Source organism: Pseudomonas fakonensis (genome assembly GCF_019139895.1).
In the GTDB taxonomy this organism is placed as follows: domain Bacteria; phylum Pseudomonadota; class Gammaproteobacteria; order Pseudomonadales; family Pseudomonadaceae; genus Aquipseudomonas; species Aquipseudomonas fakonensis.
In genome coordinates, this window is sequence record NZ_CP077076.1 from 5,335,290 (window position 1) to 5,353,781 (window position 18,492).

General features: G+C 67.2%; 13 protein-coding genes. 5 read left to right on the forward strand and 8 right to left on the reverse strand.

Features of this window, described 5'->3' with window-relative positions; all coding sequences use genetic code 11:
- Positions 1-10: 10 nt before the first annotated feature.
- The 4 genes from KSS94_RS23545 to KSS94_RS23560 all read left to right on the forward strand — a co-directional run bounded on the left by KSS94_RS23545 (position 11) and on the right by KSS94_RS23560 (position 2,550).
- Positions 11-634, forward strand: coding sequence for a lysophospholipid acyltransferase family protein (locus KSS94_RS23545; protein WP_217840439.1), 624 nt, complete (start codon positions 11-13; stop codon positions 632-634).
- 1 nt (position 635) lies between these two features.
- The gene (locus tag KSS94_RS23550) at positions 636-1,568 is read left to right on the forward strand and encodes a phosphatidate cytidylyltransferase (protein ID WP_217840440.1); all 933 of its coding nucleotides are present in this window, start codon (positions 636-638) and stop codon (positions 1,566-1,568) included.
- Positions 1,569-1,572: 4 nt separating this feature from the next.
- The gene (locus tag KSS94_RS23555) at positions 1,573-2,052 is read left to right on the forward strand and encodes an HIT family protein (protein ID WP_217840441.1); all 480 of its coding nucleotides are present in this window, start codon (positions 1,573-1,575) and stop codon (positions 2,050-2,052) included.
- A 153-nt stretch (positions 2,053-2,205) separates the two neighbouring features.
- Positions 2,206-2,550, forward strand: coding sequence for a cupin domain-containing protein (locus KSS94_RS23560; RefSeq protein ID WP_038411964.1), 345 nt, complete (start codon positions 2,206-2,208; stop codon positions 2,548-2,550).
- A gap of 231 nt (positions 2,551-2,781) precedes the next feature.
- Here KSS94_RS23560 and mmsB read toward each other — a convergent pair whose 3' ends face one another.
- Both mmsB and KSS94_RS23570 read right to left on the reverse strand, forming a co-directional pair.
- Complete coding sequence (gene mmsB / locus KSS94_RS23565) at positions 2,782-3,672, reverse strand: 3-hydroxyisobutyrate dehydrogenase (protein ID WP_217840442.1); 891 nt, start codon at positions 3,670-3,672, stop codon at positions 2,782-2,784.
- A gap of 11 nt (positions 3,673-3,683) precedes the next feature.
- The gene (locus KSS94_RS23570) at positions 3,684-5,210 is read right to left on the reverse strand and encodes a CoA-acylating methylmalonate-semialdehyde dehydrogenase (RefSeq protein ID WP_217840443.1); all 1,527 of its coding nucleotides are present in this window, start codon (positions 5,208-5,210) and stop codon (positions 3,684-3,686) included.
- A 134-nt stretch (positions 5,211-5,344) separates the two neighbouring features.
- Here KSS94_RS23570 and KSS94_RS23575 point away from each other — a divergent pair, with 134 nt between their 5' ends.
- The gene (locus KSS94_RS23575; protein WP_217840444.1) at positions 5,345-6,295 is read left to right on the forward strand and encodes a LysR family transcriptional regulator; all 951 of its coding nucleotides are present in this window, start codon (positions 5,345-5,347) and stop codon (positions 6,293-6,295) included.
- A 267-nt stretch (positions 6,296-6,562) separates the two neighbouring features.
- On the opposite strand, the gene yfiB is transcribed toward KSS94_RS23575, so the two are convergent.
- The 6 genes from yfiB to recC all read right to left on the reverse strand — a co-directional run bounded on the left by yfiB (position 6,563) and on the right by recC (position 18,446).
- Entirely contained in the window at positions 6,563-7,042 is a 480-nt protein-coding gene (gene yfiB / locus KSS94_RS23580; RefSeq protein WP_217843654.1) for an outer membrane lipoprotein YfiB, read from the reverse strand.
- A 17-nt stretch (positions 7,043-7,059) separates the two neighbouring features.
- Complete coding sequence (dgcN, locus tag KSS94_RS23585; RefSeq protein WP_217840445.1) at positions 7,060-8,337, reverse strand: diguanylate cyclase DgcN/YfiN; 1,278 nt, start codon at positions 8,335-8,337, stop codon at positions 7,060-7,062.
- Positions 8,334-8,897 (reverse strand): regulatory sequestration protein YfiR, encoded by a 564-nt coding sequence (gene yfiR, locus KSS94_RS23590; RefSeq protein WP_217840446.1) that lies wholly within the window; start codon positions 8,895-8,897, stop codon positions 8,334-8,336. The genes dgcN and yfiR overlap by 4 nt, the downstream gene beginning before the upstream one ends.
- A 326-nt stretch (positions 8,898-9,223) precedes the next feature.
- A complete protein-coding gene (gene recD / locus KSS94_RS23595; protein WP_217840447.1) occupies positions 9,224-11,299 on the reverse strand; it encodes an exodeoxyribonuclease V subunit alpha in 2,076 nt (691 codons plus the stop codon).
- Positions 11,296-14,967 carry an exodeoxyribonuclease V subunit beta gene (gene recB / locus KSS94_RS23600; protein WP_217840448.1) on the reverse strand — a complete coding sequence of 1,224 codons (3,672 nt, stop codon included), beginning with the start codon at positions 14,965-14,967 and terminating at the stop codon, positions 11,296-11,298. The genes recD and recB overlap by 4 nt, the downstream gene beginning before the upstream one ends.
- Entirely contained in the window at positions 14,964-18,446 is a 3,483-nt protein-coding gene (gene recC, locus KSS94_RS23605) for an exodeoxyribonuclease V subunit gamma (protein ID WP_217840449.1), read from the reverse strand. The genes recB and recC overlap by 4 nt, the downstream gene beginning before the upstream one ends.
- Positions 18,447-18,492: the final 46 nt, after the last annotated feature.

Below are 18,492 nucleotides of genomic sequence, written 5' to 3' on the forward strand. Positions count from 1 at the left end.
GACCGATGCCATGCTCGCCAGCCTGACTGCCTTCGTCATCACCTCCGCCGCCCGCCTGATCACCGGCGCTCGCGCCCTGTGGCTGGGCTGTACACCGCAGCCGGTGCAGCGCCTGTACTTCGCCAACCACAGCAGCCACGGCGACTTCGTGCTGTTGTGGGCGGCGCTGCCCGACGCCCTGCGCCGCCACACCCGGCCGGTGGCCGGGGCCGACTACTGGTGCAAGCCGGGCATCCGCGACTTCATCATCCGCCGGGTATTCAACGCCGTGCTGATCGACCGCCAGCGCCCGGCCGCCGAAGGCAACCCGCTGCAACCGGTGCTGGACGCCTTCGCCCAGGGCGATTCGCTGATTTTCTTCCCCGAGGGCACACGCAACCTTGGTGATGAGCCGTTGCTGGCGTTCAAGAGCGGGCTGTTCCACCTGGCGGCGGCCAACCCACAGGTGGAGCTGGTGCCGGTGTGGATCGCCAACCTCAACCGGGTGATGCCCAAGGGCCGCGCCCTGCCGCTGCCGCTGTTGTGCACCTTGAGTTTCGGCGAGCCGCTGCACCTGATCGAAGACGAGAGCAAGCACGCGTTTCTGGAGCGGGCCCGCCAGTCCCTGCTGAACCTGGCCCCTAAGGATGCCTGAGATGGATCACAACACCCTGTCCCTGTTCGCCGGCATCGGCGCCCTGCTGTTGCTGGCCAGCGTCATTGGCCGCCTGCTCAAGTGGCGCGCCGGCGCCGCGCCCCACGCGGTCATCGACAACCTCAACGCGCGCATCAACGCCTGGTGGGTGATGGTGCTGGTGATCGGCATTGCCTTCCTGTTCGGCAAGTACGGCGTGATCCTGCTGTTCTACGGCGTGTCGTTCTATGCCCTGCGCGAGTTCATGACCCTCACCCCGACCCGGCGCAGCGACTACCCGGCGCTGGTGGCGGCGTTCTATGTGGCGCTGCCGGTGCAGTACCTGCTGATTGCCATGGACTGGTACGGGCTGTTCAGCATTTTCATCCCGGTGTACCTGTTCCTGCTGTTGCCGATTCTGGCCAGCTTCGGTGGCGACACCACGCGCTTTCTGGAGCGGGCGTCGAAGGTGCAGTGGGGGTTGATGATCGCGGTGTACTGCGTGTCGTCGGTGCCGGCGCTGATGACCCTGGATATCCACGGCTTCGAGGGCCGCAACCTGCTGCTGATCGCCTGGCTGATTTTGGTGGTACAGCTGTCCGATGTGCTGCAGTACGTGTGCGGCAAGCTGTTCGGCAAGCGCAAGGTGGCGCCCAACCTGTCGCCGTCCAAAACCCTCGAAGGCCTGCTGGGCGGCGTGGCCCTGGCGACGCTGATCGGCGCCATGCTGTGCTGGATCACCCCGTTCACCTTCTGGCAGGCGGCGCTGATGGCGCTGACGGTCAATGCCATGGGCTTCTTCGGCGGGCTGGTGATGTCGGCGATCAAGCGCGACCGCGGGGTGAAGGACTGGGGCCACATGATCGAGGGCCACGGCGGCATGCTCGACCGCATGGACTCGGTGTGCTTTGCCGCGCCGGTGTTCTTCCACTTCGTGCGCTACTGGTGGGCGTGAGTCGGTGCAAATACCTGCCAGCCATATCGTCCACCAGACCGAGCACTGGGTGATCAACCACCACCTGGGCTCACGCCTGCCGGGCTACCTGATGCTCGGCTCGCGGGCGCCGGTGGCCAGCCTTGCGGACCTTCCGGGCGAAGCGCTGGCGCAGATGGGCCTGCTGATGGGCAAGCTGCAACAGGCCATGGACCTGGAGCTGGCACCCAAGTGGCTGTACATCGGGCGCTACGGGCATGTGCCGGGGTGCCCGCTGCATTTTCATTTCATCCCGGTGTACGACTGGGTCGAGGCGTTGTTCTGGCGCGACGAGCGCTACCGGGCGTTGCAGCGGTTCGGATCGATGCAAAAGGCGCTGTCGGCCACCGATGGGGCCGAGCTGACCTTGTTCGTCTGGCGTGAGTTTGGTGAGAGCCTGCAGCCGCCGGAGGTACTGGGGAGGGGTATATCTGAGGTGATTGCTGCACTGCGTGGTCGGCTTTAGGCCTGATCGCCGGCAAGCCGGCCCCTACAAGGGATGGTGTGAAGGCGCCAGGCATAGCGCGGGCAGACAGCTGGGCGTCGAGCCGAGGCAACTGCGGGGATGGCGATGGCCCTAAGGTGACGGGTCACATCACCCGTTGCCTGGAGCCACGCCATGTCCGATTTCATCACTGTCCTGCGCGAAACCTGCCCGACCCCGGTGGTCGACGCGACCAAGTGGAAGCGCATCGGCGGCGAGCCGCACACCGTCAACCTCAACGCCTACCTGTCGGCCGACGGCAGCAAGATCATGGGCACCTGGATCTGCACCCCGGGCAAGTTCGAGGTGAACTACGACAAATGGGAGTTCTGCCACTTCCTCGAAGGCTACTGCATCATCACCCCGGAAGGTGAAGAGCCCAAGCACCTCAAAGGTGGCGATGTGTTCGTGATCGAGCCGGGGATGAAAGGCACCTGGGAAGTGGTCGAGACGGTGCGCAAGTACTTCGTGTTTGCCTGATTCCCAAGGCTGACACTCAACCTGTAGGAGCCGGCTTGCCGGCGATTTGGCCAGCCCAGGCGACATACCTTGTGCAGGGGGTCGCCAGTTACGGCCCTATCGCCGGCAAGCCGGCTCCTACAGTTACTGATTTGACGCGCAAAAAAAATCGCATCGCCAGTGCCACCTCCCCCAGGTGCGCAGTTACAGAGGGACGCGGCACTGGCCATGCGATCAAGCCCACCTCTGCAATCAATCCTTCTTGCGGTAGCCCTCGATGATCGCCGAGAAGTCCTTGCCGCCTTCACCTCGCAAGCTCATGGCCTGGTACAGCTGCTGGGCCACGGCGCCGAGGATCACCGGCTGGTGCGCCTGGCGCGCCGCTTCGGTGGCCAGCCCCAGGTCCTTGAGCATCAGCTCGGCGCCAAAGCCGCCGGTGTAGCCGCGCGAGGCCGGGGCCGTCTCGATGATGCCCGGCCACGGGTTGTAGGTATCCGAACTCCAGCAGCGCCCGGTGGAGCTGTTGATGATGCCGGCCAGCACTTTCGTATCGATGCCCAGCGCGTTGCCCAGGGCCATGGCCTCGGACACGCCGATCATCGAGATGCCCAGCAGCAGGTTGTTGCAGATCTTGGCGATCTGCCCGGTACCCACCTCGCCGCAGTGCACGATATTGCGGCCCATCTGTTCCAGTACCGGCTTGAGCGTTGCGAACAGCTCGGCGCTGGCACCGACCATGAAGGTCAGGGTGCCGGCGGCCGCGCCACCGGTACCGCCGGATACCGGCGCGTCGCCCATGTCGATGCCTTTGGCCGCAGCGGCCTTGGACACCTCGCGGGCGGTCTGCGGGTCGATGGTGCTGCAGTCCACGGTCGGGGTGCCGGGGCGGATGCCGGCCAGCACGCCGCTGTCTTCGTCCAGGTACACGCTGCGCACATGGGCGGCCGCTGGCAGCATGGTGATCACCAGCTCGCTGCTGGCGGCGGCGTCTTTCGGCGAGGCGCTGACCTGGGCGCCCAGTTCGGCGAGCTCGGCCAGCACGGCCTTGTTCAGGTCGAACAGGTTCAGCGAATGCCCGGCCTTGATCAGGTTACGGGCCATGGGCGCGCCCATGTTGCCCAGGCCGATGAATGCGATACGCATGGCGAACTCCTTTAGCGCAGGCTGATGGTGGTGTTCACACCGTCGTTTACGCTGTCATCGTCGAACCAGCGGGCGGTGACGGTCTTGGTCTGAGTGTAGAACTGCACCACCTGCTTGCCGTACGGGCCGAGGTCGCCGAGCTTGGAGCCACGCGAGCCTGTGAAGCTGAAGAACGGTACCGGCACCGGGATCGGGATATTGATGCCCACCTGGCCAATGTCGATCTCGCTCTGGAACTTGCGCGCCGCGGCGCCGCTCTGGGTGAACAGGCCGGTGCCGTTACCGAACGGGTTGGCGTTGACCAAGGCAATGGCCTCATCGAGGGTGTCCACCTCAAGCGTCACCAGCACCGGGCCGAAGATTTCCTGGGTGTACACCTGCATGTCGGTGCGCACACCAGAGAACAGGGTCGGGCCGACGAAGTTGCCTTGCTCGTAGCCCGGCACCTTGACCTCGCGGCCGTCCAGTTCGAGCTTGGCGCCTTCCTTGATGCCGCTTTCGATCAGCCCCAGCACACGTTCCTTGGCGCGCTTGGAGACCACCGGGCCAACATCGGTGCCCGGCTCACAGCCGGCATTGACCTTGAGCTTGCTGGCGGCCGCCTTGATGTCTGGCAGCCATTCGCGGGCCTTGCCCACCAGCACCGCCACCGAGGTGGCCATGCAGCGCTGGCCGGCTGCACCGAAGGCGGCGCCGACCAGGGCGTTGATGGTTTGCACGCGGTTGGCGTCTGGCAGCACCACGGCGTGGTTCTTGGCGCCCATCATCGACTGCACGCGCTTGCCGTGCTGGCTGCCCAGGTTGTAGACGTGGGTGCCCACCTCGGTGGAGCCGACGAACGAAATGGCCTTGATGTCCTGGTGGGTGCAAATGGCATCGACCACCTGCTTGCCACCGTGTACCACGTTGAGCACACCGGCCGGCACACCGGCTTCGAGCGCCAGCTCCACCAGCATCATGGTCGACAGCGGGTCCTGTTCGGACGGCTTGAGCACGAAGGTGTTGCCGCAGACGATGGCCATGGGGAACATCCACAGCGGGATCATCGCCGGGAAGTTGAACGGCGTGATGCCGGCGCACACGCCGATGGGTTGGCGCAGGGTGTAGGTGTCGACGCCACCGGCGACGTTCTCGGCGAACTCACCCATCTGCAAGGTACCGATGGAGGCGGCGTGCTCGACCACTTCGAGGCCGCGGAAAATATCACCCTCGGCGTCGGCAATGGTCTTGCCCTGTTCGGCGCTCAAGGTGACGGCGATGCGCTTGCTGTGCTCGCGGATCAACGCCTGCAGCTTGAGCATGATGCGCATGCGCGCGCCGATGGGGGTGTCACGCCAGGTTTTGAAGGCGCGCTCGGCGGCGGCCACGGCGGCGTCCACTTCTTCTTCGGTGGCGAACGGCACCCGCGCCAGCACTTGCTGGGTGGCGGGGTTGACGATGTCGCGCCATTCGGTGGTTTTCGACTCGACCCAATGGCCGTCGATGAGCAGTTTCACCTGCTCGACCTTGGCTTGGTCGGGGGTGTGCGGTGCGTTCATCTGCGCTCTCCTTGGAATTATTGTCGCAGCGATGATGCCGGCGCCCGGGGCGGACACGGGGTGGCGTACAGGGGCTGAGTTCGAGTATAGATGTGCAAACATCCAACAAGAATTAACAAAAAAACCGGATCATCATGCAAAAAGACCTCACCTCCCTGGGCGCGCTGAACTGGGATGACCTCAAGTTCTTTCTAGAGGTGGCGCGCACCCGCAAGGCCAGCAGCGCGGCCAAGCGCCTGGCCGTGGACTACACCACGGTGTCGCGGCGGATCAGTTCGCTGGAAGGGGCGCTGGGCACTTTATTGTTTGAAAAATCCCGCACCAACGGCTTCGTGCTGACCGCCGAGGGCCAGCGTTTGCTGGGTTACGCCGAGTCCATCGAAAGCACCCTGCACATGGCCTGCGAGCAGGTTTCGGGCTCGGGGGTGGCGCTGTCGGGGCATGTGCGCATGGGTTGCACCGAGGGCTTCGGCAGCTTCTTCGTCACCCCGCAGCTGAGCCACTTCGTCGATGCCTGGCCGGCCATTTCGGTAGATATCCTGCCGTTGCCGCACTTCATCAGCCTGTCCAAGCGCGAGGCCGACATTGTCATCGCCCTGGAGCGGCCCGAGCACGGGCCCTATGTGTGCTGCAAGCTGTGCGACTACCGGCTGCGGCTGTATGCGACCCAGGGCTATCTGGACAGCCATGCGCCGATCCATTCGGTGGCGGACCTGGCCGGCCACCCGTTCATCAGCTACGTGGACGACCTGGCGTTCAGCTCGGAGCTTTTGTACCTGGCCAACCTGATTCCCAACGCCCAGGCGCACCTGCGCAGCACCAGCGTGATCGCGCAGTACACGGCGGCGTTGCAGGGGCGCGGGCTGGCGATACTGCCGTGTTTTCTGGCCGCGCAGGATGAGCGGCTGGTGACGGTGCTGCCCGATGAAATCGAGGTGACGCGGCAGTTCTGGATGTACTGCCGGGAGGACTTGCGCAAGCTCAAGCGCATTACCCTGCTGTGGGATTACATCCGCGGGGTGACCGAGGCCAATGCGCCGTTGCTGATGGGCGAAACCCGCGAGATGAAGTTCGCCCAGGGTTGAGCGCGTTCCCTGTAGGAAATCCCCCAGCCCTTCGGGCTGCGCTGTCGCGCAGAGAACTGGTCTCACAGATGCGCCATGGCCCAAGTGGGAAGCGGCCTTGTGTCGCGATGGGCTGCGCAGCAGCCCCAGCAATTTTGCATGAAGCCGAGATCTTGGGGCCGCTTCGCGCCCCATCTCGACCGGACGGCGCCCCGGCAAGGCCGCTTCCCACATAGCACCTGTTAAATCAATGAGTTGCAGTTTTTTCTGTGAGAGCTTGGCGGCATGTCAGCTCGACGCCACCACAATCGACACCCGGCGGTTCTCCATGCGCCCGGCGCTGGTGCGGTTGTCGGCCACCGGCTGGCTGCTGCCAAGGCCGCGGGTCTGGATGTTGCCCGGCTGCATGCCGATGCTTTGCAGGGCCCGGGCCACACTTTGCGCGCGGCGCTCGGAGAGCTGCTGGTTGTAAGCCGCCTTGCCCGAGGCATCGGCATGGCCGTCCACCCGCACGCGCTGGATATCCACCGACAGCAAGGCCTTGCCGATGCGCTCGACGATGCTTTGGCTCTGGCTGTTGAGGCCGTCCACATCGCTGCCGAACAGCACCTTGCCCGACAGATCGAACGCCCAGCCTTCGTCGGTGGGGGCAAAGCCCTCGCGTTTGAGCACCGCGACCTGCTCGGCGGTCAGGCCCTTGGGCGGCACACTCTGGCAGCCCTGCAGCGCCAGCACGGCGAGCAGCACGGCCAGCAAGGGAAAACGCATACGCAACAAGCGGTCGATCACGGTTGAGCTCCTGTTCTTCCATCCACGGCGCGGCGTTCCGGCTGCGCCACCTGCCATTGGCCCCGGCGTTTGCGCTTGGCCTGGTACATCGCCGCATCGGCGGCATTGAGCAGACTGGCCGGGTCGCGGCCGTCGTCGGGGTAAAAGGCGATGCCGACACTCAGCGAGGTGGTCAGGCTGTTGCCATCGTCCAGCTGGATCGGCTGCTGCATGCTGGCGACGATCTTCTCGGCAATGCGCTCGGCATCTTCACGGGCCTGCAGTGGCGCAAGCAGCACGGCGAATTCGTCACCGCCCAGGCGCGCCACCAGGTCGTGCTCACGCAGTTGCGCGCGCACCCGCGCAGCGACGCTGACCAGTACCTCATCGCCCACGGCGTGGCCGAGGCTGTCGTTGATCTGCTTGAAGTGGTCGCTGTCGAGGAACAACAGCGCCGCATGCTCGCGCAGCCGCGCGGCGCTGTGCAGGCAGCGGCCCAGGCGGCCTTCGAAGTAGGCGCGGTTGGGTAGCCCGGTGAGGCTGTCGTGGCTGGCCTGGTGGGCAAGGCTTGCGTTCTCGCTTTGCAGGTGGCTCTGCCAGGCTTCCAGTTCGTCGAGCAGGGCGTTGAAGTCGTTGCCCAGTTCGTTCAGCTCGGCGATCTGGGTTTGCGGCACGCGCCGGCCAAAGCTGCGTTCGCGCCGCGCGGCATGGGCCACGCTGGCCAGGTGGCGCAGCGGGCGGATGATATCGCTGAACACCCGCCGCGACAGGTACAACGCCAGCAGCGCACTGACCACGGCACACAGCAGGATGCCGGCCAGGCCGCTGAGCAGAAAACGCACCAGGCTGCCGCCCTGGCCAACCAGCTCGACATGGCCGACCTGGCGGCCCATGTGCTGTACCGGCAGGTTGACCGGCTCTTCCAGCAAGGCGCCGGCTACCTTGGCCTGCAGCTGAGCCAGCACGCCCTGCCCGTCATGTTGCCAGTGGGCCAGCAGGGCGCCGTCGTTGTCGTAGACGCGGGCTTCGGCCAGCTCCTCCGAGGCGGCGATCAGCGCCAGCGCCTCGTTGGCCGCCGCGCTGTCATGGAACACCACCGCAGCCTCGACGGTGTAGCTGATGGAGCGGGCGATCAGGTGCAGGTTATGGTTGGCGTTGACCGTCAGGGCAGTCACCCCGAGCAGGGTCACCAGCACACCGGCAAGCCCCGCTGCAAGGCACGCCACCAGCAGGTGGCCACGGCCAAGCACCGCGCGCAGGGTTGGCCGGGGGAACCTCACAGCCTTGGGCTTCATGGCTGCACCGCCCGGCGCCGCGACAGTTGCAGCACGCTGGGGTGAATGCGCACGCCACTGCGGGCAACCGAGTCGAGGTTGACCTCGAAGGCCACCTGCTGGTCGCTGACCCGCAGGCAGAACAGGCTGCCCACGGTGCAGGGGTCGTCGGCCTCGCTGATGCTCAGCACCGGGTGGCCGTTGATGGCCTGGAACAGCCGTTCGCGCAGGCCCTGCTCGAGCCGGCCGATGTACACCGCATCGCAGGCACTGGCCACGCTGGCATCGGTGGCCAGCAGGCGGCGCACCAGCAGCGGCTGCCCGGAGTTCTGCAGGTTGCCCTTGATCAGGTCGTCGGCGTATTCGGTGGGGCCCACCAGGCACAGGCGCAGGGGGTTGGGTTCAGAGGGCCAGCGGGCATAGCTGAGGATGCCGAGCACCACCTGGGTTACGGCCTTGGCGCGCTGCTGGGCCTGGGCGGGGGTGGCGGAGTCGGCGTGGGCGGGGCCGGCGAACAGCAACAGGGCGGCCAGCAACAGCGATAGCATGCAGCCTGTCAACCGGTCCTTGGTGCCTGTCATGTGAGATATCTCTCAAAATCGCGTCTTAACTCGGCGCAACGATAGCACAGGGATGGCATGGAGCAGCAGGTGGCGCAGTGGATGGCACCGGCTGCGCCGGTGTTCGCGGCTAAAGCCGCTCCCACAGGGATTGCATTAGTCTCAGGCCAGCGCTGCGCCTGTAGGAGCCGGCTTGCCGGCGATAGGGCCGGCCCAGGCGAAAGCTGGCACCGGCTCTGCCGGTGATCGCCGGCAAGCCGGCTCGCACGGCCTGAATCATGCGCTGTGCAACGCCCCAAAGCGCAATGCCCCCTAAGAGAGTTGAATCCCAAAATGGGCGGTTGGCGTCAGAGCTGCTCGAGCATCAGGCCGGAGATGCGCCGGACCTTGCGCAGGACCGCCTCCTCGAACACGCCCTGGCGCGGCTCGACCAGGCTGAAGCAATGCTTGGCGCGGGTGATGCCTGTGTACACCAGCTCCTTGGTCAGCACCGGGTTCAGCGCGTCAGGCAGCACCAAGGCGGTGTGGGCGAACTCCGAGCCCTGGGACTTGTGCACGGTCATGGCGAACACCGTCTCTACTTCGCTCAGGCGGCTGGGCAGCACGAAGCGCACCCCGCCACTGCCGTCGTTACGCGGGAAGGCCACACGCAGCAGCGCCTGGCCCTGATCGTCAGGCAGGCGCAGGGCGATGCCGATGTCACCGTTCATCAGGCCCAGGCCGTAGTCGTTGCGGGTCACCAGCACCGGGCGGCCTTCGTACCAGGCTTGCTGGCTGTCGATGAGGCCGGCGTTGTGCAGCACCCGGGCCACGCGCTCGTTCAGGCCCTCGACGCCCCACGCCCCTTTGCGCACGGCGCACAGCAGCTGGAAGTCCTCGAAGCTGCGCAGCACTTGCGCCGCCCACTGCTCCCAGCGCGCATCGTCACCAGGGGTGCCGGGCGGCGGGCGCAGGCGGCCGATGGTACGCAGGTAGCCGCGGTAGCCTTGCGGGCCTTCGGGGCCGCGGTCCAGGCCATCGAGCAGCAGGCGGTCGAAGCGCTTGTCGTGCTCGCCGCCCAGGGTCAGGCAAAACACGTCCTGCGGCTTGCTGTTCAATAGCTCGCGGGCCTGGTCTGCCTGCTGGCGGTTGACCAGCCGGGCCAACTGGCCAATGCCGCTGCCTTCGCCAAAGCGCCGCGAATGGCGCAGCATGACGATCTGCTGGGCCAGCGGGTTGCGCTCGGCGATGCCGGGCAGCAGGCCGCTGGCGGCCAGCGACTGGCCGCCCACCTGTTCCAGCCAGCTGACGGTCTGCGGCCAGTAACAGCCGGTTTCGGCGTCGCGGCACAAATCGCCCAGCACCGCACCGGCTTCCACCGAGGCCAACTGGTCCTTGTCGCCAAGCAGTACCAGGCGCGCAGCCGGCGGCAGGGCGTCGAGCAGGTTGGCCATCATCTCCAGGTCGATCATCGAGGCTTCATCGACCACCAGCACATCCAGCGGCAGCGGGTTGCCGGCGTTGTGGCGAAAGTGCCGCGAGCCTGGGCGGCTGCCGAGCAGGCGGTGCACGGTGCTGACCTCGGTGGGGATCTGCGCGCGTACGGCGCCGTCCACCTGCAAGCGCTCGACCTGCTGGCCGATGGACTCGGTAAGACGCGCGGCGGCCTTGCCGGTGGGCGCGGCCAGGCGGATGCGCAGCGGCCTGCCCTGCTCCACCGCCGGCGCCTGCAGCAGGGCCAACAAGCGCACCACGGTGGTGGTCTTGCCGGTGCCGGGGCCGCCGGTAATAACGCTGAAACCGGCACGGGTGGCCAGGGCACAGGCGAGCTTCTGCCAGTCCACCTCGCCTGCCGGTGCGCCGCCGGCGAACAGCTGCCCGAGGCGCTCGGCCAGGTCGGGCTGCTGCGCTTGCTGGCGCGCCAGGCGCTGGTGCAGCGCCGAGTCGATGCGCCGCTCATAGGACCAGTAGCGGCGCAGGTACAGGCGCTCGCCGCTGCGTACCAGGGGCCGGGGCGATTGCCCGGGGGCATCGGCGTCGGCCACCAGCGGGCTTTCGCTGATGCGTTGCAGCCAGGTCGGCAGGTCGAGGCTGGCCAGCAGCTGCGAAGGCAGCAGCAGCGGGCCGGCCAGGGCATCGCCCTCCGGCGGCAGCGACAAGGCGAAGTCTGGCTCGGCGAGGGTCTGCGACAGGTCCAGGCACACGTGACCGTGGCCCAGTTGGTGGCTGGCCAGGGCGGCGGCCAGCAGTACCAGCGGGTCGCTGCCGGGGGCGCGTTCTTCGAGGAAGCTGACGAACGCCCGGTCGAGGGCGCGCAGCCAGCCGCGCTCCACCCAGCGGTCGAGCAGGGCCAGCAGGTCGAGGCTGCTGTGCAGCGGTGCCAGGGCACTGAGGTGCTCGGCTTGCAGGGCGGTGGGCAGCAGGTCGTCGAGGCTTCGACTCATGGCGTGGCTCCGGCAAACAGGTCCTGCTGCGCCGGGGCGCTTTCGCCGCGAAACAGTGCATCGAGCGCTTCGATCAGCGCCCGTGGCGGGCGGGCGTGATACAACCCGTGGCCTGCGGCGGTGACGCCGCGCAGGAAGATGAACAGGGCACCGCCGACATGGCGGTCGTAGTCGTAGTCGGGCAGGCGCGCGCGCAGCTGGCGATGCAGGGCCAGCAGGTACAGCACGTACTGCAGGTCGTAGCGGTGGTCGAGGATCGACTGCTCCATGGCCAGGGCGTTGTAGGCCTGGGCGTCGGGGCCAAGCCAGTTGGACTTGTAGTCGGCCACGTAGTAGCGCCCGTCCAGCTCGAAGGCAAGGTCGATGAAGCCCTTGAACATGCCGTTGAGCTGGGTCGGCTGGGCCGCCGGGCGGGCGGCGCCGGCATGGGTGTGGCGGGCTACCAGTTGGTCGAGCTGCGCGGCATCGACCTTGTGGCTGGCGAACCAGAACTCCATCTCGATCTGGTACTGGCTCAGGCCTGCCAGGGTCAGGCTGGCATCCTGCAGCGGCATGGGCTGAACCAGCATGGCTTGCAACCACTGGGTCAGGGTGGGGATCCAGCCGGCCCAGTCACGGCGGTTGCAACGCCGGCCAACGGTGTGCTCGATCTGCTCGGGCTGGGCGCTGACTTCGGCGAAGCCTTCGCGGCCGGCCCATTCCAGCAGGCCGTGGAGGAAGGTGCCGGGCGCCGGGCCACGGGGGAAGCGGTGGATGTCGCCTGCCTCGGCCGGTACTTCGCGCAGCAGTTGGCTGTCCAGCACCTCGTCGTCCAGCAGCTGCTGGGCCTGGGAGCTGTCGGCGATCAGCGTCTGGTCGCCCACGCGCAGGGCGCTGTAGGAGGCGATCCACCAGTGCTCGGCGGCGGCGCGGCGGGGTTTACGCGGGGGCAGCAGCTCAAGCGTGCTGGCCGGGGAACGGTAGCGTTGCTCGTCGGCCTCTGGCAGCGGCAGGCGGGCGATGGCGGGGTTTGCCGCCTGCAGCGCGTCCAGCCACTCGCCCAGCTGGCTCGAGGCGGCCAGCGGCAAGCCGCCGCCGAGCAGGTAGCCGAGGGCCGAGCGGTGCAGCTGCGAGCTGCGCTGGGTGCCGCGCTTGAGGTCGGCGACGCCCAGCCAGCAGGCGTGCTGGGCGCGGGTCAGGGCTACGTAGAGCAGGCGCAAGTCTTCGGCCAGGCGCTCGTCGTCGGCGCGCTCGACCTGCTCGGCGTTGGGGGTGAGGGTAAGGTGGGCGGCGCCGTCTTCATCGTGCCAGGACAGCGGCAGGCGCGAGCCATCCACCGGTTTGCCGGTGCAGATGAACGGCAGGTACACCAGCGGATACTCCAGGCCCTTGGACTTGTGGATGGTCACCACCTTGACCAGTTGCTCGTCGCTTTCCAGGCGCAGGATCTGTTCTTCACCGGCCTGCGCAGCGTTGGCCAGATGCTCGGCCAGGTGGCGGATCAACGCCTGCTCGCCGTCCAGCTCACCGGCGGCCTGCTGCAACAGCTCGGCCAGGTGCAGCAGGTTGGTCAGCACCCGTTCGCCGTCGCTGCGCCCCATCAGGCTGCGCGGCAGCTGGAAGTCGTGCAGCAGACGGCGCAGCATCGGCAGCACGCCCTGGCGCTGCCAGGTGTCGCGGTAGCGGCGAAAATCCATGACCCAGTCTTCCCACACCCGCTCGTCCTGGTTCAGGCGCTCCAGCTCCAGCAGCGGCAGGTCGAGGGTGAGGCTGGCCAGGGCGGCCTTGAGCAGGCGCTCGGAATCGGGCTCGGCGCAGGCCTTGAGCCAGGCCAGCAGGTCGTGGGCTTCTTGCGCGGCGAACACCGAGTCCTTGTCGGACAGGTACACGCTGCGCACATCGCGGGCGGCAAGCTCGGCGCGCACCAGCTGGGCCTCGCGGCCATCACGCACCAGGATGGCGATGTCCGAGGGCAGGCAGGGGCGCAGCTTGCCGTCGCCGTCGGCAAAGCCGGTGACGCCCTGCTGGCCGCCATTGAGCAGCGCGACGATGTGGCTGGCGCAACTGGCGGCCAGGCGCTGGCGGTAGAGGGTGTTGGACACCGGCTCGTCGCTTTGCAGCTGCCAGCATTGCAAGGCGGTGGCGGGTTGGCCGTCGATCAGCAACTGCTCGCTGCGGCCCTTGGCCTTTACCTCGACGAAGGGCAGCGGGTTGTCGAGCGAGGTGCGGAACAGGAAGGCGCCACGGCCCTGGCCACGCCCTTCGGCCAGCAGGAATACGCGGTTGACCGCCGCAACCATGGCCTGGCTTGAGCGGTAGTTGGTGTCCAGGCTGTGCAGGCGGCCGAGGGTTGCGCGGCGGGCGCCCAGGTAGGTGAAGATGTCGGCGCCACGGAAGGCGTAGATCGCCTGCTTGGGGTCGCCGATCATGAACAGGCCGGTGTGCGGGTTGTTTTCGCCGATGCGGTAGATGCGCTCGAAGATGCCGTACTGCACCGGGTCGGTGTCCTGGAATTCGTCGATCAGCGCCACCGGGAACTGCTCGCGAATCAACCCGGCCAGGCGCTCGCCGGCCTCACTGGCCAGGGCGTGCTGCAGGCGCAGGAGCATGTCGTCGAAGCCCATTTCGGCGCGGCGGCGCTTTTCTGTTTCGAACCGCGCTGAAACCCAGCCGGCGGCATGCTCCAGCAGTTGCACGTCGGGGCTGGCGAGGCCTTGCAGCTCATCGCGCAGCCCTTCCATGGCATGCAACGCCGGGTGCTCAGGGGGCTCGCCAGCCTTCCACGCCTCGGCCATGCCGGCGGGGGTCAGGCGGGTGAAGCCGGTGCCTAGGTCGAGCTCCATGGCCTGCTCGTCGGCGGCCCAGGTGCGCAACTTGTCGAACCAGGGCTCGAAAAAGCGCGCTTGCAACTTGCGGCCGTCGGCCTGCTTGGCGGCCACGGCGTCGCGGCAGATTTGCTGCAGCTCATCGGCCCAGGCGGCCCAGGGGGCCTTGAGCTGGTTCAGTTGTTCGGTGCGCTGGCGCAGGGTGGCCTCGATCAGCGCCTGCGGCTCCTCGGCCTGCACGCTGTCGCGCACCCGCCCGAACAACGGGCGGATGCGCGGCAGCAGCGCATCGGGGCTGCCCCAGTTGCCGCGCACCCAGGCCAGCGACTCACCGCGCATGCCGTAGCAAAAGCGCCGCCAGTAGTCACGCACCACTTGGCCGAGCAGCTCGCTGTGGTCGGTTTCCAGGCTTTGGGTGAACAGGCTGCCGCTGTCGAAGGCGTGCTCGCGCAGCATGCGCTGGCACCAGCCGTGGATAGTCGAGACGGCGGCCTCGTCCATCCACTGTACGGCGATTTCCAGGCGATTGGCGCAGCGTGGCCAGTGCTCCTCGGGGTAGTCGGCGCGCAGCAGGTGCAACAGCGGGTCGGCACCTTCGAGCTCGCCGCGGAAAAACCGCGCGGCTTCGGCCAGGCGGGCGCGGATACGCTCGCGCAGCTCTTTGGTGGCGGCGTCGGTGAAGGTCACCACGAGAATCTGCGGCGGCAGCAGTTCACGCTCGAAGGCCTGCTCGCCACCGTGCCCCAGGATCAGCCGCAGGTACAGCGCCGAGATGGTGAAGGTCTTGCCGGTGCCGGCACTGGCCTCGATCAGCTGGCTGCCGTGCAGGGGGAAACTCAGGGCCAATGGGCGGGCCTGGCTCATTGGGCGCTCTCCGGGTTGCCGAGGGTCTGCCAGGGGGCAGCGAACAAGGGGCGGTACAGGGTTTCGCACCAGCCTTCGAAGGTTTCGTCCTGGGCCAGGGCGGCGAAGTCGCGGTACTGGCGGGCCAGGGCCAGGCTTTCGCTGCGCTCGCCGAAACTGTTCTGGCCGTCGCCTTCGTAGGCACGGGTTGCTGCTGCCAGGGCCTTGTCCGGGTCGCTCTGGGCCAGCCAGGCGAAGGCGGTCTTGGCGGCCACCGGCAGCGGCGCGTTCATCGCAGCCTGGCGGGCGACCAGCAGGTCGGCGAGGCGCTCGGTGGCCTCTTCCCTGGCCAAGGGGGCCAGCAACAGGGTGAGGTCGCTGGCCACCAGGGCGGTGTGCAGCGGGTAGCCGCTGGCACAGGCGGCCAGGTGCATCACCCAGGCCGGGATCAGGCGTTGCCACTTGAGGGCATTGCGCCCGGCGCTGAGGGTGTTGGGTACGGTGTTGATGCTCAGCAGGCTTTGGTCTGCTGCCTGGTAGACGCGGCCGAGCCAGCCTTCCAGCGCGTGTGGGCCGTGCTCGAAGTGGATCGGCAAGGCGCCTTCGACCACGCTCGGCCAACGTTGCAGCAACTGGCGGTGGCGTTGCAGCAGGTCGGGCAGTGGCTGGATCAGTTCGGCCTGCAGGGCTTCGCCAAAACCGGCCAGGGGTAGCAGGCCGCAGGCTTGCAGGCGCCGGGCCTGGCGCTGCAGGGCTTGTTCGGCGTTGTCGGGCTCGGCCAGCGCGGCGCCGAGCAGGCTTTCGCTCAGGCCATAGCGTTGCAGCGCGTCAAGCACGAAGGGTTCTTCATCGGGGGTGGGTGCTTCCAGGGCTTCGAAGAATACTTTCAGGCGCTGGCTGAAGAAATGCCGAACCGGGTGACGCAGGAAATCCTGCAGCTGCACCAGGGTCAGTGGCTCATCGCTGCTGAACGGTGGCAGGGCTTGGGGATCGACCTGCTCGCCTTCACCGGCCTGGTGCAGGGCCAGCCACTCGTGGGCGAAGCTGAACAGCGCACTGCCCTTCTGGAAGTAGCGCTGGCTGAAGGGTTGCAGCGGGTGCTCCTGGGTCAGGGCGTGCAGCAGTTGCTGGCCGGGGTCGTCCTTCTGCCCGGGCTTGGCGCCGGCCAGTTGCCAACCGGCGGCGAGGTGGTCGCGCAACTGGCCGATCAGTACCGAGGACGGGCGCTCGCTGTTGTCGCGGATGCTGCGGCCCACCCAGCTGACGTAAAGCTGGTCGCGGGCGGACAGCAGGGCTTCGAGCAGCAGGTAGCGGTCGTCCTCGCGGCGCGAGCGGTCGCCGGGGCGGTAGTCGCTGGCCATCAGGTCGAAGTCCAGTGGTTGCTGGGCGCGCGGGTAGTCGCCGTCGTTCATGCCCAGCAGGCAGACCACGCGGAACGGGATGGCGCGCATGGGCATCAGGGTGCAGAAGTTCACGGAGCCGGCAAGAAAGCGCTGGGACAACTTGCCTTGGTCAAGGCCCGACAGCCAGGCTTCGCGCACCACGGTGAGCGGCAGCGGGTCTTGCAGGGCGACCGAGTCGCAGGTCTCGAGCCAGGTGTCGCGCAAATCCTGGAGCTGGGCCAGCAGCAGTTCGTCGTGCTCGTGTTCGGCGAGGAAGAACACCTGCAACAGGGCGTGCAGGCGCTCGCCCCACTCGGTTGCGGTGGCTGGCTGGGTGAGGGCCTGGCAGGCGACTTCAAGGGCGTCGAGCAGGGCCACCAGCGGGCCGATCAGGGCGGCGTCGAGGCCGCCGATCTCGTCATAGGGTTCAATACCGTCGCAACCTTCGCCCACACCCACGGCATAACCCAGCAGCATGCGCCGCAGGCCGAAACGCCAGCTGTTCTGCTCAAGGCCTTCAGGCAGGCCGAGGGTCGCGCGCTGCTCGGCGCTGAGGCCCCAGCGAATGCCGGCGCCCTCGATCCAGCGATGCAGGGTGGGCAGGTCGCTTTCCTGGATGGCGAAGCGGGCGCGCACGGCGGGTACGTCGAGCAGGTCGAGCACTTCGCTGACGGCGAAGCGGCTGTCGGGCAATTTGAGCAGGTGTTCGAGGGCGATCAGCAGCGGGTCGCGGCCGCGCTGGCCCTGGTCGGTGAGGGTGAACGGGATGTAGCGCGGGTCGCTGCGCTCCAGCTGGCCGAATACCGCGCGGATGTGCGGGGCATAGGCGTCGATGGCCGGGAGCATGACGATGATGTCCCGTGGGCGCAGCGTGGGGTCGGCACCGAAGCGGGCGAGCAGCTGGTCGTGGAGGATCTCCACTTCACGCTGCGGGCTGTGCGCTACATGGAAGCGCATCGAGCGGTCCTTGGCGGGGTCGACCGCGGGCCACTGCCCACGGGTTTCGGCCAGCGGGCGCAGTTCGAGAATGTCGTCCTGTAGCTGGTTGAGCAGGGTCTTGGGGTCGGCGTCGCTGAACAGGTCGATGCGGCCGTCGCTGAATACCCCCTGATAGCTGCCGGGGTCGTCGTAGCTGTCGAGCAGATTGATGTAGTCGCGGCCTTGCTTGCCCCAGGCGGCGAGCAGCGGGTGGGCGTGCTGGTGCAGCGACTCGTCGTCCAGCTGCAGCGGCATGCCTTGCTTGCGCTGCTGGCGCTTGTACTGGTGGCGCAGCAGGTCCTTGTCGGCAACGATGTCGCCCCAGTGGTGGCGGCAGGGGTTGTGCACACACAACAGTACCTGGCTGAACCTGGCGAGGCCCGCCAGGGCCTCGAGCACCTGGGCGGGTAGCGAGGAGATACCGAACACGATCAGGCGGGCGGGCAGGCCGTTGGGGGCTTCTTCCAGGGCGTTGATGTGCTCGATGAAGCGCTGGTGCACGCCGGCACGGCTCTGGGCCATGCCGGCTTCGCCTACATCTTCAAGCAGGATGCGCCACAGCTCGGCCTGCCAGCGGTTGCCGGCAGCCAGGGGCTTGCGCTCGCCGCGTGCGGTGTTGAGCACGTGGTTGCCGCTGGCCCAGTCCTTGAGCCAGTCGGCGCGGTACACCTGGTATTGGTCGAACAGGTCGGCCAGACGCTCGGACAGCTGGTAGCGCTTGCGCAGGTCGCTGTCGTCGGTGAGGAAGCGGCGCAGGGGTTCGAAGTGCGGACGCTCGATGACCTGGGGGAGCAGCCGCATCAGGCGCCAGGTCAAGGGGGCCTTGTCCAGCAGTGACACTTGCGGGATCTCGTCGCGGCCCAATACCTGGCGATACAGCTGCCACATGAAACTGCCGGGCAATTGCACATCGATGGCGGCGGCGATACCACAGCCGCCTTGGTCGTCGTCCTGCGGGTCTTCGGCTAGGGCCAACTTCAGCCACTGGGCAATGCCGTTGCTTTGCACCAGGGCGATTTCGTTTTCCAACGGGGCCAGCGGGTAACGGCGCATGACGCTCACCACCAGATTGCGCAGCTCATCCAGGCGGTTGCCCTGGACGATCATGAAACCTGGGTGCAGAGAGGTCGTTATGGCCATTGAGTGCTCTTTGGGACGGGGGCTTATGCTGGGGGGAACCATACCA